Origin of the sequence: Anaerosacchariphilus hominis (assembly GCF_014290175.1) — a bacterium.
In the GTDB taxonomy this organism is placed as follows: Bacteria; Bacillota; Clostridia; order Lachnospirales; family Lachnospiraceae; genus Laedolimicola; species Laedolimicola hominis.
Window position 1 is genome coordinate 384,416 of record NZ_JACOOR010000003.1, and the last position, 15,853, is coordinate 400,268.

At 53.2% G+C, this 15,853-nt stretch carries 15 protein-coding genes, 1 tRNA gene and 1 riboswitch; of the genes, 3 read left to right on the plus strand and 13 right to left on the minus strand.

Annotated features, from left to right (window positions below; all coding sequences use genetic code 11):
* Window positions 1–189: 189 nt before the first annotated feature.
* Window positions 190–990 (minus strand): CPBP family intramembrane glutamic endopeptidase, encoded by an 801-nt coding sequence (locus tag H8S44_RS06735; protein WP_186871820.1) that lies wholly within the window; start codon window positions 988–990, stop codon window positions 190–192.
* A complete protein-coding gene (locus tag H8S44_RS06740) occupies window positions 974–1,837 on the minus strand; it encodes a sialate O-acetylesterase (RefSeq protein WP_186871821.1) in 864 nt (287 codons plus the stop codon). The genes H8S44_RS06735 and H8S44_RS06740 overlap by 17 nt, the downstream gene beginning before the upstream one ends.
* A gap of 159 nt (window positions 1,838–1,996) precedes the next feature.
* Window positions 1,997–2,097: riboswitch (TPP riboswitch) on the plus strand.
* Window positions 2,098–2,133: 36 nt separating this feature from the next.
* Between H8S44_RS06740 and thiT the strand changes: the two genes are divergently transcribed.
* The gene (gene thiT, locus H8S44_RS06745) at window positions 2,134–2,808 is read left to right on the plus strand and encodes an energy-coupled thiamine transporter ThiT (RefSeq protein ID WP_186871822.1); all 675 of its coding nucleotides are present in this window, start codon (window positions 2,134–2,136) and stop codon (window positions 2,806–2,808) included.
* Window positions 2,809–2,885: 77 nt separating this feature from the next.
* Here thiT and H8S44_RS06750 read toward each other — a convergent pair whose 3' ends face one another.
* The 3 genes from H8S44_RS06750 to H8S44_RS06760 all read right to left on the minus strand — a co-directional run bounded on the left by H8S44_RS06750 (window position 2,886) and on the right by H8S44_RS06760 (window position 6,751).
* Entirely contained in the window at window positions 2,886–3,815 is a 930-nt protein-coding gene (locus tag H8S44_RS06750) for a helix-turn-helix domain-containing protein (protein WP_186871823.1), read from the minus strand.
* Window positions 3,816–3,950: 135 nt separating this feature from the next.
* Window positions 3,951–5,717, minus strand: a complete 1,767-nt coding sequence (gene argS, locus H8S44_RS06755) for an arginine--tRNA ligase (protein WP_186871824.1) — start codon at window positions 5,715–5,717, stop codon at window positions 3,951–3,953.
* 65 nt (window positions 5,718–5,782) lie between these two features.
* Window positions 5,783–6,751 carry a carbohydrate kinase family protein gene (locus H8S44_RS06760; RefSeq protein WP_186871825.1) on the minus strand — a complete coding sequence of 323 codons (969 nt, stop codon included), beginning with the start codon at window positions 6,749–6,751 and terminating at the stop codon, window positions 5,783–5,785.
* Between the two features lie 306 nt (window positions 6,752–7,057).
* Here H8S44_RS06760 and H8S44_RS06765 point away from each other — a divergent pair, with 306 nt between their 5' ends.
* A complete protein-coding gene (locus H8S44_RS06765; protein ID WP_186871826.1) occupies window positions 7,058–7,810 on the plus strand; it encodes an exodeoxyribonuclease III in 753 nt (250 codons plus the stop codon).
* Between the two features lie 116 nt (window positions 7,811–7,926).
* On the opposite strand, the gene H8S44_RS06770 is transcribed toward H8S44_RS06765, so the two are convergent.
* The 3 genes from H8S44_RS06770 to sdaAB all read right to left on the minus strand — a co-directional run bounded on the left by H8S44_RS06770 (window position 7,927) and on the right by sdaAB (window position 9,715).
* Window positions 7,927–7,999: transfer RNA gene (locus H8S44_RS06770), tRNA-Thr, on the minus strand.
* Window positions 8,000–8,084: 85 nt separating this feature from the next.
* Window positions 8,085–8,960 (minus strand): L-serine ammonia-lyase, iron-sulfur-dependent, subunit alpha, encoded by an 876-nt coding sequence (sdaAA, locus tag H8S44_RS06775; protein WP_186871827.1) that lies wholly within the window; start codon window positions 8,958–8,960, stop codon window positions 8,085–8,087.
* An 86-nt stretch (window positions 8,961–9,046) separates the two neighbouring features.
* Window positions 9,047–9,715 carry an L-serine ammonia-lyase, iron-sulfur-dependent subunit beta gene (gene sdaAB / locus H8S44_RS06780; protein ID WP_186871828.1) on the minus strand — a complete coding sequence of 223 codons (669 nt, stop codon included), beginning with the start codon at window positions 9,713–9,715 and terminating at the stop codon, window positions 9,047–9,049.
* A gap of 477 nt (window positions 9,716–10,192) precedes the next feature.
* On the opposite strand from sdaAB, the gene H8S44_RS06785 reads away from it, so the two are divergent.
* Window positions 10,193–10,363 (plus strand): DUF1540 domain-containing protein, encoded by a 171-nt coding sequence (locus H8S44_RS06785; protein WP_186871829.1) that lies wholly within the window; start codon window positions 10,193–10,195, stop codon window positions 10,361–10,363.
* 135 nt (window positions 10,364–10,498) lie between these two features.
* Here H8S44_RS06785 and H8S44_RS06790 read toward each other — a convergent pair whose 3' ends face one another.
* From H8S44_RS06790 to H8S44_RS06810, 5 genes are all read right to left on the minus strand, one after another.
* Window positions 10,499–11,410, minus strand: coding sequence for a YitT family protein (locus H8S44_RS06790; protein ID WP_186871830.1), 912 nt, complete (start codon window positions 11,408–11,410; stop codon window positions 10,499–10,501).
* Window positions 11,411–11,412: 2 nt separating this feature from the next.
* Entirely contained in the window at window positions 11,413–11,979 is a 567-nt protein-coding gene (locus H8S44_RS06795; protein ID WP_186871831.1) for a xanthine phosphoribosyltransferase, read from the minus strand.
* Window positions 11,980–12,049: 70 nt separating this feature from the next.
* Window positions 12,050–12,790 carry an SIR2 family NAD-dependent protein deacylase gene (locus tag H8S44_RS06800; protein WP_186871832.1) on the minus strand — a complete coding sequence of 247 codons (741 nt, stop codon included), beginning with the start codon at window positions 12,788–12,790 and terminating at the stop codon, window positions 12,050–12,052.
* Window positions 12,791–12,996: 206 nt separating this feature from the next.
* Window positions 12,997–14,184: an NAD(P)-dependent malic enzyme gene (locus H8S44_RS06805; RefSeq protein ID WP_186871833.1), complete on the minus strand. Its 1,188-nt coding sequence runs from the start codon at window positions 14,182–14,184 to the stop codon at window positions 12,997–12,999.
* A gap of 171 nt (window positions 14,185–14,355) precedes the next feature.
* The gene (locus tag H8S44_RS06810) at window positions 14,356–15,819 is read right to left on the minus strand and encodes an RsmF rRNA methyltransferase first C-terminal domain-containing protein (RefSeq protein WP_186871834.1); all 1,464 of its coding nucleotides are present in this window, start codon (window positions 15,817–15,819) and stop codon (window positions 14,356–14,358) included.
* Between the last annotated feature and the right edge of the window lie 34 nt (window positions 15,820–15,853).

The following is a 15,853-nucleotide window of genomic DNA, read 5'->3' on the forward strand; positions in this document are numbered from 1 at the left end:
TTGCTCATTGATTTTATTTCTCAGTGCAGCGTCCTGCCCTGACTTTATTGGTACTATACAACGATTTTTTTCGGATGTAAAGAGGAACTTTTTTCTATATTGTCAGATTATTTGTAAATTTATTAATTTTATTTGAATTGTGTCTTTGTTTTTTCTTTTTTCTTTCAAATCAGGTCTCGCAGAAACAATTCAGAATTGAAATTTCTTCCAGCACCAGAACCCGGCCAGCAGACAGAAAGCTGTCATCACCAGGTAAAAGGGCGTCTGCTCCATAAGCGCCGTCAGCCACTCCGGTTCCGCCACCGCCAGGAACACTGTAGAAGCGTTCACTGCGCTGTGGGCCAGGATAGCCGGAAGTAAAGAGCCTTCCGCTTCATAAATCCAGTTCAGAAACAGGCCCACCAGAAACGCGAATACCCCCTGAACCACATTGCCGTGAAGGATACCGAAAAGCAGGGACGCACAGATCAGCGCTGCCCTGGAGCTTGGAAGTCCCCGTTTCAGGCTGCCGTAAATGATTCCGCGAAACAGCAGCTCCTCCAGAATGGGAGCCGCCAGCACGCTGGCCGCCACCACCGCCAGCACGCTGCCGCCATAAAGCCTTTCCACCGCCGGGGCATAGCCCGGGAACAGCCGTGGGAGCGGCGTCAGGCCCAGCAGGGCATTGAAGCCCCGGCCTAGAAAGAGACCGCCGAGAATCGCCCAGAGCAGCCGCTCCGGCTTCACACTTTTTCCCGTTTTCCAGAGGCTTTCCCTGCCGTCTGCCTCCAGGCCGTCTTTTTGGCGGCTCCGGCAATACAGGTAATAAAACACCGGAATCTCCATCGTATTTACCAGGGCCAGCATCCAGACCTGCGCTCCCTGCCGGGAAAGCATCCCGGAGAAGCAGACGCCAAACACCGACTGTAAGGCCACTGTCAGCACCTCATTCAGCAGCAGCGGGCCTCCCACTTCCCATAATATCTTTCCGAAGCTACTTTTCCGTTCCATGATCCTTCACATACTCTCCCGCATTCTTTCCGGCATCCGCGCCGATGAGGTTCAGGGCCTCCTGCTTATAATGAATGCCCAGCACATCCCGCAGATCCGGATCGATCAGCTCAGCCGGAAGGGTGGAGACCAGGACCAGATCTTCATTTTCCTCGCAGACTGTCAGCTGCGCGTCCATGATCTCCTGATGCTTCGCCGGGTCGGTCAGATCCGGTCCAAGCTGAATCAGAAAGCATTTTTCCACGCCCTGTTCCTTCATGTAGGAAACAAGCTCCGCAAGCTGCGCCTTGTATTCGTCGGCCGTGGTCTCCAGATTCGCGTCGGCTTCTCCCTGGAACCAGACCATGTAGGTGCGGTATACATGGATTTTTTCTTTTTTCATGCAGTCCTTTGCCGCCTTCAGACGCTCGGCCGCCTCTTCCTTCAGGCCCTTGGTCAGCCAGCCGTTCAGGGATGAGCTGCCCCGGGACGCGGACACAGCCACCACCGGTACCTTCGTCTGCCCGTAATAGGCATTTACAAAAGAAGTCACCAGGCTGCCTTTGCGCTCCAGAAGCTCGGTGTCGTCCAGTGCGCCCCGGTTTTCCTTCTCTCCGAAGGGCTCGCTGAGCACATGCAGAGTGTCCGGATCGGTCACAGCGCGATACTCGTAACCGGATCCTTCGGTGAGCTCCGGAGCAGCACTGGCGTCACCGCCTGCGCCGCTCATATTGCTCTGACCCATAAAAATAATCAGGTCCATGCTCCGCCAGGTCTTCTGCTGATAGAGATTCACGCCCACCATCAGGAGACAGCAGAGGGCGCTTAAGATAAAGATGATTTTTTTGTTGTTTGGTACTCGGTTCATAGGATTCTCCGTTTCTTATACTTTTCCTTATCCGGCTTTCTGCCGGGCGGACTTTTTCTATGCAATTATTTCTTTTACAAGTATAAGCTCCCGGCCTGTCTCTGTCAAATCCGCACTTGACTTTCCTCCCTGTCTGCCCTATATTTAAATTAATCACATAGCGACAGCTAGGGGAGCCAAAGGCTGAGAATACACATCTGTGTTGACCCTCATTACTTGAACCGGTTAGTACCGGCGTAAGGAAGCATCTTTTGTATCCCCTCCTGTGAAATCTCATTTACCAAGGAGGATTTTTTATGTCACTTTTTGCTACGAAACTGGTGGACGACTACGGTGGAACCACCTATAACCTGACGGGCCTGGGCTACGGCGCTCTGGTGGCCCTGATGCTGCTTCTTCTGATTCTGGCCTGCTACATCACCGGCGGCAAGACGAAATTCAAAACGAAGCACCTGGTTTTTTCTGCCGTTGCCATGGCTTTGGCCATGATCACGTCCTTCCTGAAGCTTTTTGAGGCTCCCATGGGCGGATCCGTTACCTTGTTTTCCATGCTGTTCATCTGCTGTATCGGTTACTGGTACGGCCTGCGCACCGGCATCATGACCGGCGTGGCCTACGGCCTGTTACAGCTCATCTCCGATCCTTATATCATCAGCCTGCCCCAGATGATTACGGACTATGTCCTGGCCTTCGGCGCACTGGGTCTGTCCGGTATCTTCTGTAACAAGAAAAACGGCCTTGTGAAAGGCTACATTGTGGGCGTCCTGGGCCGCTATCTCTTCGCGTTCCTGTCCGGCCTGATTTTCTTCGGCATGTACGCGGAAGGATCCGGCATGAGCGCCCCGGTTTATTCTCTGGCCTACAACGGCTCTTATCTGGGCTGCGAGACGGCTATTACGTTGATTGTGCTGGCGATTCCGGCGGTGAACCGGGCTTTTGCGAAGGTGAAGGAAATGGCAGTAGCGGATTAAGCGTTTATCTTCTTATTTTGTCTCATCGACAAATGCCGCGGGTTCTTTTGTGGAACCTGCGGCATTTTATTTGCGCTCTACTGCGTCTGTCTCTTCTTTTTGATGGTAAACCGAAGCTCCGCCTGCTTCGTGCCGATGATCATTTCCCATTGAATGCCGTCACATACAGTACGGTTGGAAATGATGTCGTCTTTTTCGTAGCTTTCGGTGTCGTATTCTACCATGAGCATGCCCTTCTGGCGCTCGCCGCCGATGATCATGCGGTGGCCGGTGAAGACGATGATAGGGTGCCACATCATGGGAAGGGCATTCCGGGTGTATTCGCCGTACTGGGTGACCAGTTCGACGGCTTCGCCGGGCTGTAACTCTGCTTCGATGGCTTTCAGAATCTTCAGACACTTATTTTCATCCGGCTCCGGCTGCTGGCGGCTTTCCAGAAAGCATAACATTTCTTCTGCTGTATGCATACTGGGATAATGGTTTTCCATCAGGCTTTCCAGCTGGTCGGTGGTGAACTCGTATTCATCTTTATTCATACGCTGGCATTGCAGGATACGGATAAAACCGCACAGCATCAGCATCAGAACTCCATCGATGATGCCGCCATCTATTCCTCTGTATGCCCGGAGCAGCTCCATAACCACATATCCGACAGTGGCCACACCTACGCAAAACAGACTGAATTTCAGGCTGGAATCGATCTGTTTCTTCCAGGCTGCCCGCTCCTGATTCAGATACCGCACCACGGTATGCAATCCCTCATAGGTGACGACTCCGGCATTTCCACTTTTTCTTTCCCGTCTGCTTCCCTCCAGTAACTCCTGCACTGTCACACCCAGCACATCTGCCAGTTCGAGCAAGAGCGAAATATCCGGCATTCCGTGACCATTTTCCCAGCGGGAAACACTGCGGGAATTGACGCCAAGCCTTTCTCCAAGCTCTTCCTGGGTCATGCCCTTTTCCTTTCTCAGTTCCGCAATGAATTTTCCGGTCTTGATCTGTTCCATGGTGAAATCCTCCTGCTGCGTTTTTCTGATTTTATCTTAGCATAAATGCGTGTATATGGACATGACATAAAATGAGAGTGGCGGAAAATCCTGCATTTTTAGGACTTTCCGCCATTTATTTTCATAATATTTATTTTACATTCTCTCCGGCGCTTCGAAGCCCAGCACATCAATACAGGTCTCCAGTACCCGCTTGGTCAGCTGCAGCACAGCTACCAGATCCGCGCGCTTCTCCTCGTTCTCCTCGCCGAGAATCTTCGTCTCGTGGTAGAACTTGTTGAAGGCATTGGCCAGCTCATAGATATAAGCGCAGACCTTGTGGGGCGCCAGCTCGTCGAAGGCATTCTCTAGCGCGCCGTTGAAACGGGCCAGAGTCAGCTCCAGCGTCTTCTGACTGTCATTTTCCGCTACCGGAATCCGTCCCTTGGCCAGGTCGCCGCCCTGAGCCTGATACTTGTTCAGGATGGACTTGATCCGCACGATGGTGTACAGGATATAGGGACCCGTATTTCCCTCGAAGGAGGTGAAACGGTCGATATCGAACACGTAATCCTTGGAGGCCTGATTGGACAGGTCGCCATACTTGATGGCGGACAGGCCGATCTTCCTGGCGGTCTCCCGTGCCTCTTCCTCGGAGATCTCGGGATTCTCCGCGATTTTCTGATACATCTTTTCGTTGATATCGGAAATCAGGTACTCCAGACGCATAACGCCGCCTTCACGGGTCTTGAAGGGCTTGCCGTCCTTGCCGTTCATGGTACCGAAGCCTAAGAACTCCAGATCCGTCTCCGGCTTCACCAGGCCGGTCTTCTTGGCGCAGCGGAACACCTGGATAAAGTGCATTTCCTGACGCTTGTCCACCACGTAAATGACCTCGTCCGGGTCAAAGAGCTTCCTGCGCTCCACCAGGGTTGCCAGGTCAGTGGTGGTATACAGGGACGCTCCATCGGATTTCAGAATCATGCAGGGCGGAACCTCTTTGGTATCGGTATCTTCTTTTACATCCACCACCAGAGCCCCCTCGCTCTCGTAAGCGAAGCCCTCTTTCTTCAGCTTTTCCACCATATCCGGGATGTAAGGCTGTGCGTCGGACTCGCCCTTCCACAGATCGAATTCCACGTTCAGGTTCGCGTAGTTGCGCTTCAGGTCGGTCACGGACACATTTAAAATGTGCTGCAGAATGGCCTGGTAGCCTCTGTGACCGTGCTGCACCAGATAGGTGGCGTGCATGGCCTGCTCCTTGTACGCCTCGTCCTCCTTGGAGCGGGCGCTGGCTGCCGGATAGATCTCTTCCAGCTCGGAAATGGTAAAGGGCGCTTCCGTCGGGTACTCGCTGGTATAGCTCTCGTCAAAGTATACCAGATCCGGCTTACGCTCCTTCAGTTCTGTGATAATCAGTCCCATCTGCAGACCCCAGTCCCCCAGATGGATATCGCCGGTCACCTTGTGACCCACGAAACGGCCCAGACGCTTTACACTTTCGCCGATGATGGCAGAGCGGAGATGTCCCACATGCAGCGGCTTCGCCACGTTGGGTCCGCCGTAGTCGATGACGATGGTCTTCGGGTTTGCGGTCTTCTCGCAGCCCAGACGCTCGTCGTCAGCCATACCCTGCAGGTACTCCTGCACATACGCAGGTGCCAGCTTCAGGTTCAGAAAGCCCGGATTTACCGCATTGACCTCGGAAAACAGCTCCTGCTCCTTTAAGCTCTCCGCCACCTTGTTGGCGATCTGAATGGGCGCGCAGTGATACTTCTTCGCGCCTGCCATGGCTCCGTTGCACTGATACTCGCACAGATCCGGGCGGTTGGAAATGGTGACCTTTCCGTACTCGGCCTCATAGCCGCAGTTTACAAAGGCTTCGGATACCGCAGCGGTAATCCGGTCCAGTAATTTCTCCATAAAACATAATCTCCTCTTACTTTATTTGTCACAACGGCACATAAATGCCGCCGCGTTTTGCATCTTTAGCTGCGCTCTTTGATCAGCGCCTCCACCTCTTCCCGGGTGGGCATCACGCGCAGGGCTCCCTTCCGGGTAGTTACCAGGGACGCAGCCGCATTGGCAAAGGTCAGCATCTCTTTCAGGCTCTCCTCTGTGACATCGGCCAGGCCGTGATCCAGCACGTAATTGATCATGCAGGCGCAGAAAGTATCTCCGGCTCCGGTAGTCTCGATGGTATGCTCCTGGATGAAGCCCTCCCGGCTGACTACCAGTTCCTTATAATACGCCCGGCTTCCTCCCTTACCCATGGTAATGCAGATGAGCGGGATGTCATAGCGTTCCCTCACGGCCGCCACGCCCCGGTCAAAATCGGTCTCGCCGGTGATAAACTCCAGCTCCTCCTCGGACATCTTGACAGCCTGGCACTGGGAAAGACCAAACCAGATCTGCTCCTTTGCTTCCTCCAGATCATCCCAGAGGGGCGGACGCAGGTTCGGATCAAATGTAACAGTCACGCCATGCTTCTTCGCGTACTCCAATGCCTGAATGGTGGCATCGCGCACCGGCTGGTCTGTGAGAGACAGCGTACCGAAATGAAAAATACGACTTTCCGCCACCTGCTCCTCCTGTACCTCGTCGGCCCGGAGCATCATATCCGCGCCCGGCTTCCGGTAGAAGGAGAAGTCCCGGTCTCCGTCCGGGAAGGTATGTACCAGGGCCAGGGTGGTATGTACATCCTTGTCCAGCATCAGATTCTCCGTGCCGATGCCCAGCTCCCGCAGGGTATCACGAAGGGTACGTCCAAACTGATCCTCTCCCACTTTTCCGATAAAATTTGTCTTCTTTCCCAGGCGGTTCAGCATGGCCAGCGCATTGCAGGGCGCTCCGCCCGGATTGGCCTCAAAGAGCGGATTTCCCTGTGCGCTCTCTCCATTGGATGTAAAATCGATCAGCAGTTCTCCCAGGGCTGTTACATCGTATTTTTTTCCCATCACGTTTTCCTTTCTTCAGAATATTTCCCAATAAGTTATTTCCGATTTTGAATTCTGCTTTTCTTTACTTTCCTTCGCAAAATCACTATAATAGGGGTAACTGTTCAGTACCTGACCAGTTACCTCTGCAAAATCCATGAAAATCGGCTTCTCCGATGGGATTTTGCACTCCTGAATCACTTTTTTACGCCTTCAGCAGCAAGTGCTTCAGGCTAGTACTGAACTATTATCAATATACTCATTATATGTAAAATAGAAGAAAAGATCAAATCTTTTCTCATATCAAATCCGACAAGGAGGATTCCTATGAAACTGATTTCCTGGAATGTAAACGGCCTGCGGGCCTGTGTGGGAAAAAACTTTATGGAAGATTTTCAGAAGCTGGACGCAGATGTTTTCTGTCTGCAGGAAACAAAGCTTCAGGAGGGCCAGATCGACCTGACTATGCCCGGATATCACCAGTACTGGAACTATGCCGAGAAGAAAGGCTACAGCGGTACGGCCGTGTTCACCAAAGAAGAACCTCTGAGCGTCGCTTACGGCATCGGCATGGAAGAACACGATCACGAAGGCCGGGTTATCACTCTGGAATTCCCGGACTTTTATCTGGTGACCGTCTACACCCCCAACTCCCAGGACGGTCTGAAACGGCTGGACTACCGGATGCAGTGGGAGGATGACTTTCTCGCCTACATCAAAGGTCTGGACGGGAAAAAGCCTGTCATCTACTGCGGCGACCTGAACGTGGCCCATCAGGAAATCGACCTGAAGAACCCGAAAACCAACAGAAAAAACGCCGGCTTCACCGACGAAGAACGCGCCAAAATGACCACTGTGCTTTCTTCCGGCTTTGTGGACACATTCCGCTACTTCTATCCGGATGCCGAGGGCATCTATTCCTGGTGGTCCTACCGTTTCCGCGCCCGGGAGAAGAACGCGGGATGGCGCATCGACTACTTCATCGTCTCGGAGCGTCTGAAGGAACGGCTGGCCGGAGCTTCCATCCATACGGAGATCTTCGGGTCGGATCACTGCCCGGTGGAGCTGGATCTGAAATAATTGCCTGTCAAAAAGGCCACCCAGGATTTTCTGGATGGCCTTTCATTTTTTTGCCCCATTTTTCTTTGTTGTTCTTTAGAAACAGCTTATTTTCGGGCTTTTCACGATTTTGTAAAAGCTGGAAAAGGGACTTGAACCCTCGACCCCTTCATTACGAGTGAAGTGCTCTACCGACTGAGCTATTCCAGCCTGCTATGTCAGCAACTGATATTATACTGGAAAATGAAATATTTGTAAAGGGGTAATTTGCATTTCCGGGGACTTCCGCGGAATCTCAGCACTTTCCGCAGGCCTCGCAGGCCGACGGCGCGGTGGCGCAGCCGCCCAGGGCTGTTTCGCGCAGTTCTGCCGGGATGCGTCTTCCCACGTTGTACATGACCGCGATCATTTCGTCCAGGGGAATCAGCTGGGGGACGCCTGCCAACGCCATTTCGGCAGAGGCCAGGGCAACGGCAGCTCCGGCGGCATTGCGGTTCTGGCAGGGATATTCCACCAGGCCGCCCACGGGGTCGCAAACCAGACCCAGCAGATTCATGAGAACTGTGGAAGCTGCGTCCAGACAGGCCTTCGGGCTTCCGCCCAGAAGCTCCACCGCTGCGGATGCCGCCATGGCAGAGGCCACCCCTACCTCGGCCTGACAACCGCCCACGGCGCCTGCTACGGTGGCGTTCCGCATGGCAAGATAACCCACGGCGCCCGCATTGTAGAGGGTCTGCACCATCTCCTGTTCCGTAAAGTCAAACTGTTCTTCCATGGCCAGCATAACCCCCGGTACGATACCTGAAGAGCCCGCTGTGGGCGCTGCCACAATCAGTCCCATGGAGGCGTTGGTCTCCAGCACGGCCATGGCATAGGTCACAGCCCGGCCCAGCACAGACCCGCAGAGGCTTCGGGCCTGTCCCTCTCCCTGCTGCCATCCATAAAGCCTGGCAGCCTCGCCGCCCAGCAGGCCGCCCATGGATTTTCCGGGCTTTTCTATGGACCCTCTGGCGGATTCTCCCATGATTTTATAAGCCTTTTTCATCCGGGCGTCACAGGCTTCTCCGGTGGTTTCTCCCTCCTCTATCTCCCTCTGGCGCATCACATCGGAAATACGCATTTTATGCTTCTCACACAGTTCCAGCAGTTCTCTCGCATTCTTAAAATCCATTTTCACAAATCCTCACTTGATTACCGTCCGCAGTTTCCCGGCTGTGTCTGCCGCCCACGGCGTGAAAGTCTCCGGCTATCTCATTTCTAGGGCTGCACAATCATCACTTCATGTACATTCTCATTTTCCCGCAGCTCCCCGGCCACCGCCTCCGGCAGCCGTCCGTCGGACTCCACGATGGTGTAGGCGATATCGCCCTTGCCCTCCCGGAACAGCCGCATAAAAGCGATATTCACTCCGTGACGGCTCAATACGCTGGTGATGTGAGCCACCACGCCGGGTCGATCCTGATGAATCACGATGGCCGCGCTGTACTCGCCGGTAAAGTCCACCTCCACCTGATTAATGCGGCAGATCCGGGCCTTGCCGCCGCCCAGAGACTCACCCCGGACCCGCATCTCCTGTCCCGCTTTATTCATCATGTGGATGTCCACAGTGTTCGGATGCACTTCATTCTCCTTCAGATCCGGCGTAAAGGAAAAGGCGATGCCCTGCTCCCGGGCGATGGCAAAAGACTCCCGGATCCGCACATCGTCCGTATCAAAGCCCATGATACCGCCCAGCAACGCCCGGTCCGTACCATGTCCCCGATAGGTCCGGGCAAAGGAACCATATAGAATAAAGTCCACCTGAACCAGGGGACCTGCTATCATTTTCTGAGCCAGATAGGCGATTCTGGCCGCTCCCGCCGTGTGGGAGCTGGACGGGCCGATCATATTCGGACCCAGCACGTCAAATACGCTGATGAACGACATCTGCATTCTCCTTCCCCTTTGCATGCCATCCGGCAAGATATAATGTCGATAGACATTATATCATACCCCGCATCCGGAAACAATTTTCCAATTTATATATTTTTTAGAAAATCCCAATGGTTTGTTAAGAACGCGGACACAGATTAGACACAACCATTTTGTATGATAGATACATCAGATGAAGCAAAGCAAAAAACATTGCAGACGCAAATCAGATTATAAAATGAGGCTGCCGGCGCTGTTTTCGGTGCCGACCGGTCTCGCCTAAATATAATGGGACTCTTCCCTTTACATATATCTGCGACAATGAACTTTATCATTGTTACTCTCCTTCTTCAATAGTATAGAGCCATCAGAAAGCTCCCGCCGAATCATTTCCGGCAGGAGCTTTTTGACGTATATTTTTCCCGTTTCCGTACACACTAGCTCTGTAGCATAAAAAGCCGCGGCCGGACCGCGGGGAAATGGAGGACTTATATGATGACAAACAAAAACGAAGCCATCGCCTGCACCGTCAACAACTGCACTCATCACGCCCAGAATGAGAACTACTGCACCCTGAACAAGATCCAGGTAGGCACCCATGAGCTCAATCCCACGAAGGTGGAATGTACCGACTGCGAATCCTTCGTAAACAAGGCCCGGTAGTCTCCGAACGCGCAAAAAGCCTGCATCCCATATTCGGACGCAGGCTTTTTCCTTATAGAAAATATTCCGGAATATTCCGTTCTTTTGTATTATTACTATACGCAGCACCCCGGAAAGGGTTCCCCTGGCCGGAGACTACAGATGCTTCGCGAATCTGCCCTCGATGCCCACATTGTCCTTGCTGACCACGAAAGCCTTCGGATCGATGTACTTCATTTCCTGCTTCAGCATGGACAGCTCATGCTTGGACATGACTGTAAAAAGGATATGCGACCGGTCATCCGTATAACCTGCTGTGGCGTCCCAGTGGGTCACGCCACGGGCCAGCTCGTCCATGATATAGTGCTTGATTTTCTCCGGATCCTCCTTGGTAATGATAATTACTGCCGTCCGGATATTCTGGGTGTGAGTCTTGTCCACCATCAGCGTATTGACCGCCGCATAAATGACGCAGTAAATTACCACCTTAATATCAAACAGCATGGCACAGGTTCCGTAAATCAGAAGATTGATGATCAGATTCAGCTTTCCCACGCTGAAATCATTATATTTTTTCGTAAAATACATTCCAAGGATATCTGTGCCGCCGCTGCAGCCGCCGCTCTGGAGGGAAACGCCGATACCGGCTCCCACGACGATGCCGCCGATCAGGGTCGCCGTAATGGTATCCTCCACAATGGGACTGGCCGGAATGGGAATCAAGGTCAGGAACAGGGACTGGCTCACCACGCAGATGACCGTCTTCCAGAAGAAATGACGTCCCACCGACATATAAGCCAGCAGAAAAAGCGGCAAATTCAAAATCAAACTGATAATACCCGCAATGTCTGTTCCGCCGAAATTCAAGTGCGCGTACCGCACCAGGAGGGTACGGATAATCTGGCTGATGCCCATGACGCCGCCGCTGTAAAGTCCTGCAGGTACGATAAAACTATTGACGCCGATGGCATAAATCAGCATGCCGGCGACGGTCAGCAGAATCTGAGAAATATCGCTCTTTTCAAAGGCACGGATCACTGCATCCGTGCCTGTACTTTTTAATCTCATATTTAGAATACCACTTTTCCATTCTCAAAGGCCTTGATGCTGGCCTGAGCATATACGTGAATACCCTGACTCTCCAGCTTCTCGTGACCCGGCTGGAATGCTTTCTCGATGAGAACGCCCAGACCCGCCACTGTGGCGTGCGCCTTCCGAATCAGACGGATGGCTCCGGTAGCTGCCTCGCCATTTGCCAGAAAATCATCGATAATTAGAATATGATCGGAATCCGAAATATAATTCTTCGCCAGAGTCAGCTGATAGGAGGTGTTCTTGGTGTAGGAGACTACCTCCGTCTGCCAGACTTCCGTCCGCAGAGTCTTCGGATTCTGCTTTTTCAGAATAACAAGGGGTACGCCCAGCTCTTTTGCCGTAAATACGGAAGGCGCAATGCCCGACGATTCGATCGTAAAGACTTTTGTCACTCCCGCGTCCTTAAAATGCTCTGCCATATCGCGGCCGATCTCCTCCATGAGAGAGATATCTACCTGATGATTGATGAAACCATCCACCTTCAGAATATCCTCTCCCAGTACATTGCCTTCCTGCAAAATCTTGTCTTCCAGTAACTTCATGGTCCTGTTATCCTTTCTTATCCGTCATAATTCTGACTTTTTCTGATTCTAATTTTTAGGTCTGCTCCGCTCAGACTCTGTCGGGCCAGACGATCTTCGGAAGGGCCGTCTTCACCTCTTCATGAAGCACGATATCCGCACGCTCGTCCGTATAATGCTCCACTCCATTGATGAGAATCAGCCGTTCTCCCTTGAAATACTTTACATACCGCTCACAGAGGCCGGAATGGATGGCTGTTCCCAGAAGCAGCAGTACCTGCGCTTGGGAAATCTCGTCCACCGCCCGTGTCATCATCTGATTGTCCACCTGCTCGCCGAAGAGCAGTACCTTGGGTCGGATCACCGCCATACATTTCTCACAGAGGGGTACCCGTTTTGAATCCCGGATATATTCCATGGGATACCTCTGTCCGCACCGGGGGCACTCATTCTCATAAATGGTTCCATGAAGATTCAAAACCTTCTGACATCCGGCCCGACCCGGCAGATTATGTACGTTATTAGCGATACTGCACTGCAGCTTTCCCCGCTTTTCCAGCTCCGCCAGGGCATAAAAACCGTCGCTGGGCTCCAGAGGGGGCTGCAGCATCTTTTCCCGATAGTATTTAAAAAAGATCTCTGTGCGATTTACATAAAAAACGGAGCTGAAGATCTCCTCCGGAGAATATCCAAATTCCTTCTCCACCTCATAGGCAATCTCCGGCGCGCGCAGACTGGGCATCCCGGATTCTTTCATCATATCCGTGCCGCACATGGCCACCGTGTAGCTGCTTCTGTCCAGAATATCCCGGATCATTTCATAATCATTCATAGAATAGCCTCCCATGTACTTTATTCTGACTCAAACAATCCGACAGTTCCCCTTTTCAGGCTGCGCTTCTTGGTCCGGGCTCTGCCTGTTTTTATTGTGCCACTTCCGGCCATGTTTGTCAATGTCCACAAGTTTACAAAACCCTCCGTTTCCGACTGCTTTTTCAAGTCGGAAACGGAGGGTAAAAGCACTCTTTACTTTTCAGGTCAGATCCGCGCTACGCCGGACTTTCTTGCGGCCTCTGCCACAGCCTCTGCCACGGCCTTGCCCACCCGCGGGTCGAAAGCTGCGGGAATAATGTAATCCTCGGACAGTTCGTCGTCGGAAATCAGATGTGCCAGCGCATGGGCTGCCGCCAGCTTCATCTCATCATTGATATCCCGGGCACGTACATCGAAGGCTCCGCGGAAAATACCCGGGAATGCCAGTACGTTATTGATCTGATTCGGGAAGTCGCTGCGACCGGTGGCGATGACTCTCGCTCCGCCTGCCTTGGCGTCGTCCGGGAAAATCTCCGGTGTCGGATTCGCGCATGCGAAGATGATAGCATCCTTGGCCATGGTCTTTACCATCTCTGTGGTCAGAGCGCCCGGTGCGCTGACGCCGATAAATACATCCGCTCCCTTTACGATGTCTTCCAGCTTGCCCTGGATCTTGTCCGGGTTCGTGATTTTGGACATTTCTTCCTTGATGGGGTTCATATGCTCGGTACGTCCCTCATAGATGGCTCCGGTACGGTCGCAGAGGGTCACGTTCTTAATGCCTGCGGTCAGCAGAAGCTTGGTGATGGAGATAGCCGCCGCGCCTGCGCCGTTCACAGCCACCTTGACTTCTTCCTTCTTCTTTCCCACCAGACGCAGGGCATTGGTCAGGCCTGCCAGTGTAATGACAGCCGTTCCATGCTGATCATCATGGAAAATGGGAATATCGCACTTCTCTTTCAGCTTCTTCTCAATCTCGAAACAGCGGGGAGCGGAGATATCCTCCAGATTCACGCCGCCGCAGCTGCCGGAAATCATATATACGGTATTCACAATCTCGTCTACATCCTTGCTCTTGATGCACAGCGGGAATGCGTCCACATTGCCAAACTCCTTGAACAGGACACATTTTCCTTCCATAACCGGCATACCTGCCTCCGGACCGATATCGCCCAGACCCAGGACTGCGGTTCCGTCTGTCACTACCAGACAGGTGTTCCAGCGGTTCGTGTATACATAGGACTTCTCCACATCCTTCTGAATCTCCAGACAGGGCTGTGCTACGCCCGGTGTATAAGCCAGGGAAAGATCCTCTTTGGTCTTCACCTGCACTCTTGATTTAATCTCAATCTTGCCTCTGTATTTTTCATGAAGCAGAAGGCTCTGCTCGCCAACGGTTAACTGTTCTCCCATTGTAATGGTTCTCCTCTCATATCAGTTCGCAGTTCCGCGCCGCTCCTTTCCAGGGCTTTTCGCAAACTGCTGTCAGTTTCCAACCTTTCTAATCATAATACATTTCCCGGGTAAGGTAAAGCCTTTCTTTTCTCATTTTCACTCATTTGCGCTGTCTTTTTCTTTCCGGTTTCAGGACTCCAGATTCTTTCGGAGACCCTTGGGATAATGATTCTTCAGACTTCCACCCGCCAGCTTTCCCCAGCCTGCCGGAAATCCATCCACACAGACCATCGTCCAGCCTTTTCCTTCTGTCCCGTCTGCCTCCAGGCTTTCGCCGGACAGCCAGGCACGGATCTCCCTGGAATCGGCCCCGTAAGAGACCCTGCGCTTCGCGTCCTCCGGTTTTAATGCCAGGGCCAGGGCGTGGGCCGGTTCAAAACGGTTCTTTTTCACAGTTCCCAGATGGAGACCAGGCCGCAGAACCTTCAAGCCGCTCAAATCCAGCAGGCAGGGCAGCAGATACAGCTGCTCGCCAAAGAGCATGGGGATGCCCTCCGGGCAATGGGTCAACGCATCAGCCGCAAACTCTTCATAAAGCTTCCAGGCTGCCGCGTCAGCCGTCGCCCCTCCTGCTTTTCCGGCGCTTTTCCGTCCGCCGGATCTGTCCGTCCTCTCCCGGCTTTTCCGGTCGTCCCGGCTTCCTGCTTTTTCCAGCACCGCCGCATAATGGCCTTCTCCGTCCAGCTTATGGGGCCAGAGCCGGAAAGTAGCCTTCACTGACGCCAGAATCTCTTCCAACCGCTCCGCACTGACGCTCTCCTTCTCTTCCTCCGTCAGCTTCACCCACTCCTCTCTGCCCGGGGCGAAGCCCTCGTAAGCCTCCACCTGCTTCACAGAAAAATCCGGATGCTTCAGAAGAAAACGCACCACGCTCTCCTCGTCCTCCTCAGGCGCAAAGGTACAGGTAGAATAGACTAATATTCCGCCGGGCCGCAGCATCTTTGCCGCTTCTTCCAAAATATCCTGCTGCCGGGCCGCGCAGAGTCCCACATTGTCCTGGCTCCACTGGATGACCGCCTGTTCCTCCTTTCGGAACATACCCTCTCCGGAGCAGGGCGCGTCCACCACGATCCGGTCAAAGAAGGACGGAAAATGGGGTGTCAGCCGCTGGGGGGGCTCGTTGGTCACCAGGGCGTTCGGAACGCCCATCCGCTCCATATTGGAGGCGAGAATCTTCGCCCGGGCCGGATGAATCTCATTGGATACCAAAAGCCCCTTTCCCTCCATGGCTGCTGCCAGCTGCGTGCTTTTTCCACCGGGAGCCGCGCAGAGATCCAGCACACGGTCGCCCGGCTGTACTCCTGCCAGCTCCGCCACGGACATGGCGCTGGGCTCCTGGATATAGTAGACACCGGACTCATGCCAGGGGTGCTTGCCGGGCCGGTCCTCCGTCCCATAATAGAATCCGTTTTTTGCCCAGGGTACCGGCTGCAGTGCAAAGGGGCTGATACGCAGAAATTCCTCCGCGGAGATCTTCGCCGGATTCACCCGGAGAGCCTGATGCCGCTCTTTTTCATAGCCTGCCAGGAAATCCTCATATTCCGTCCCCAGAAGATGTTTCATTTTTTCTTCAAATAATTCCGGTAGCTGCATGCTTATTTTTCCTCACATACCTGGAAGATGATAA

Excerpts from the sequence above, each read along its gene's own strand:
- H8S44_RS06810 (WP_186871834.1), bottom strand. The coding sequence starts at position 15,819 with ATGCAGCTACCGGAATTATTTGAAGAAAAAATGAAACATCTTCTGGGG.
- H8S44_RS06760 (WP_186871825.1), bottom strand. The coding sequence starts at position 6,751 with ATGGGAAAAAAATACGATGTAACAGCCCTGGGAGAACTGCTGATCGAT.
- thiT (WP_186871822.1), top strand. The coding sequence starts at position 2,134 with ATGTCACTTTTTGCTACGAAACTGGTGGACGACTACGGTGGAACCACC.
- H8S44_RS06795 (WP_186871831.1), bottom strand. The coding sequence starts at position 11,979 with ATGAAGTTACTGGAAGACAAGATTTTGCAGGAAGGCAATGTACTGGGA.
- sdaAA (WP_186871827.1), bottom strand. The coding sequence starts at position 8,960 with ATGGATTTTAAGAATGCGAGAGAACTGCTGGAACTGTGTGAGAAGCAT.
- H8S44_RS06800 (WP_186871832.1), bottom strand. The coding sequence starts at position 12,790 with ATGAATGATTATGAAATGATCCGGGATATTCTGGACAGAAGCAGCTAC.
- H8S44_RS06735 (WP_186871820.1), bottom strand. The coding sequence starts at position 990 with ATGGAACGGAAAAGTAGCTTCGGAAAGATATTATGGGAAGTGGGAGGC.
- H8S44_RS06740 (WP_186871821.1), bottom strand. The coding sequence starts at position 1,837 with ATGAACCGAGTACCAAACAACAAAAAAATCATCTTTATCTTAAGCGCC.
- H8S44_RS06750 (WP_186871823.1), bottom strand. The coding sequence starts at position 3,815 with ATGGAACAGATCAAGACCGGAAAATTCATTGCGGAACTGAGAAAGGAA.
- H8S44_RS06765 (WP_186871826.1), top strand. The coding sequence starts at position 7,058 with ATGAAACTGATTTCCTGGAATGTAAACGGCCTGCGGGCCTGTGTGGGA.
- H8S44_RS06785 (WP_186871829.1), top strand. The coding sequence starts at position 10,193 with ATGATGACAAACAAAAACGAAGCCATCGCCTGCACCGTCAACAACTGC.
- argS (WP_186871824.1), bottom strand. The coding sequence starts at position 5,717 with ATGGAGAAATTACTGGACCGGATTACCGCTGCGGTATCCGAAGCCTTT.
- H8S44_RS06805 (WP_186871833.1), bottom strand. The coding sequence starts at position 14,184 with ATGGGAGAACAGTTAACCGTTGGCGAGCAGAGCCTTCTGCTTCATGAA.
- sdaAB (WP_186871828.1), bottom strand. The coding sequence starts at position 9,715 with ATGTCGTTCATCAGCGTATTTGACGTGCTGGGTCCGAATATGATCGGC.
- H8S44_RS06790 (WP_186871830.1), bottom strand. The coding sequence starts at position 11,410 with ATGAGATTAAAAAGTACAGGCACGGATGCAGTGATCCGTGCCTTTGAA.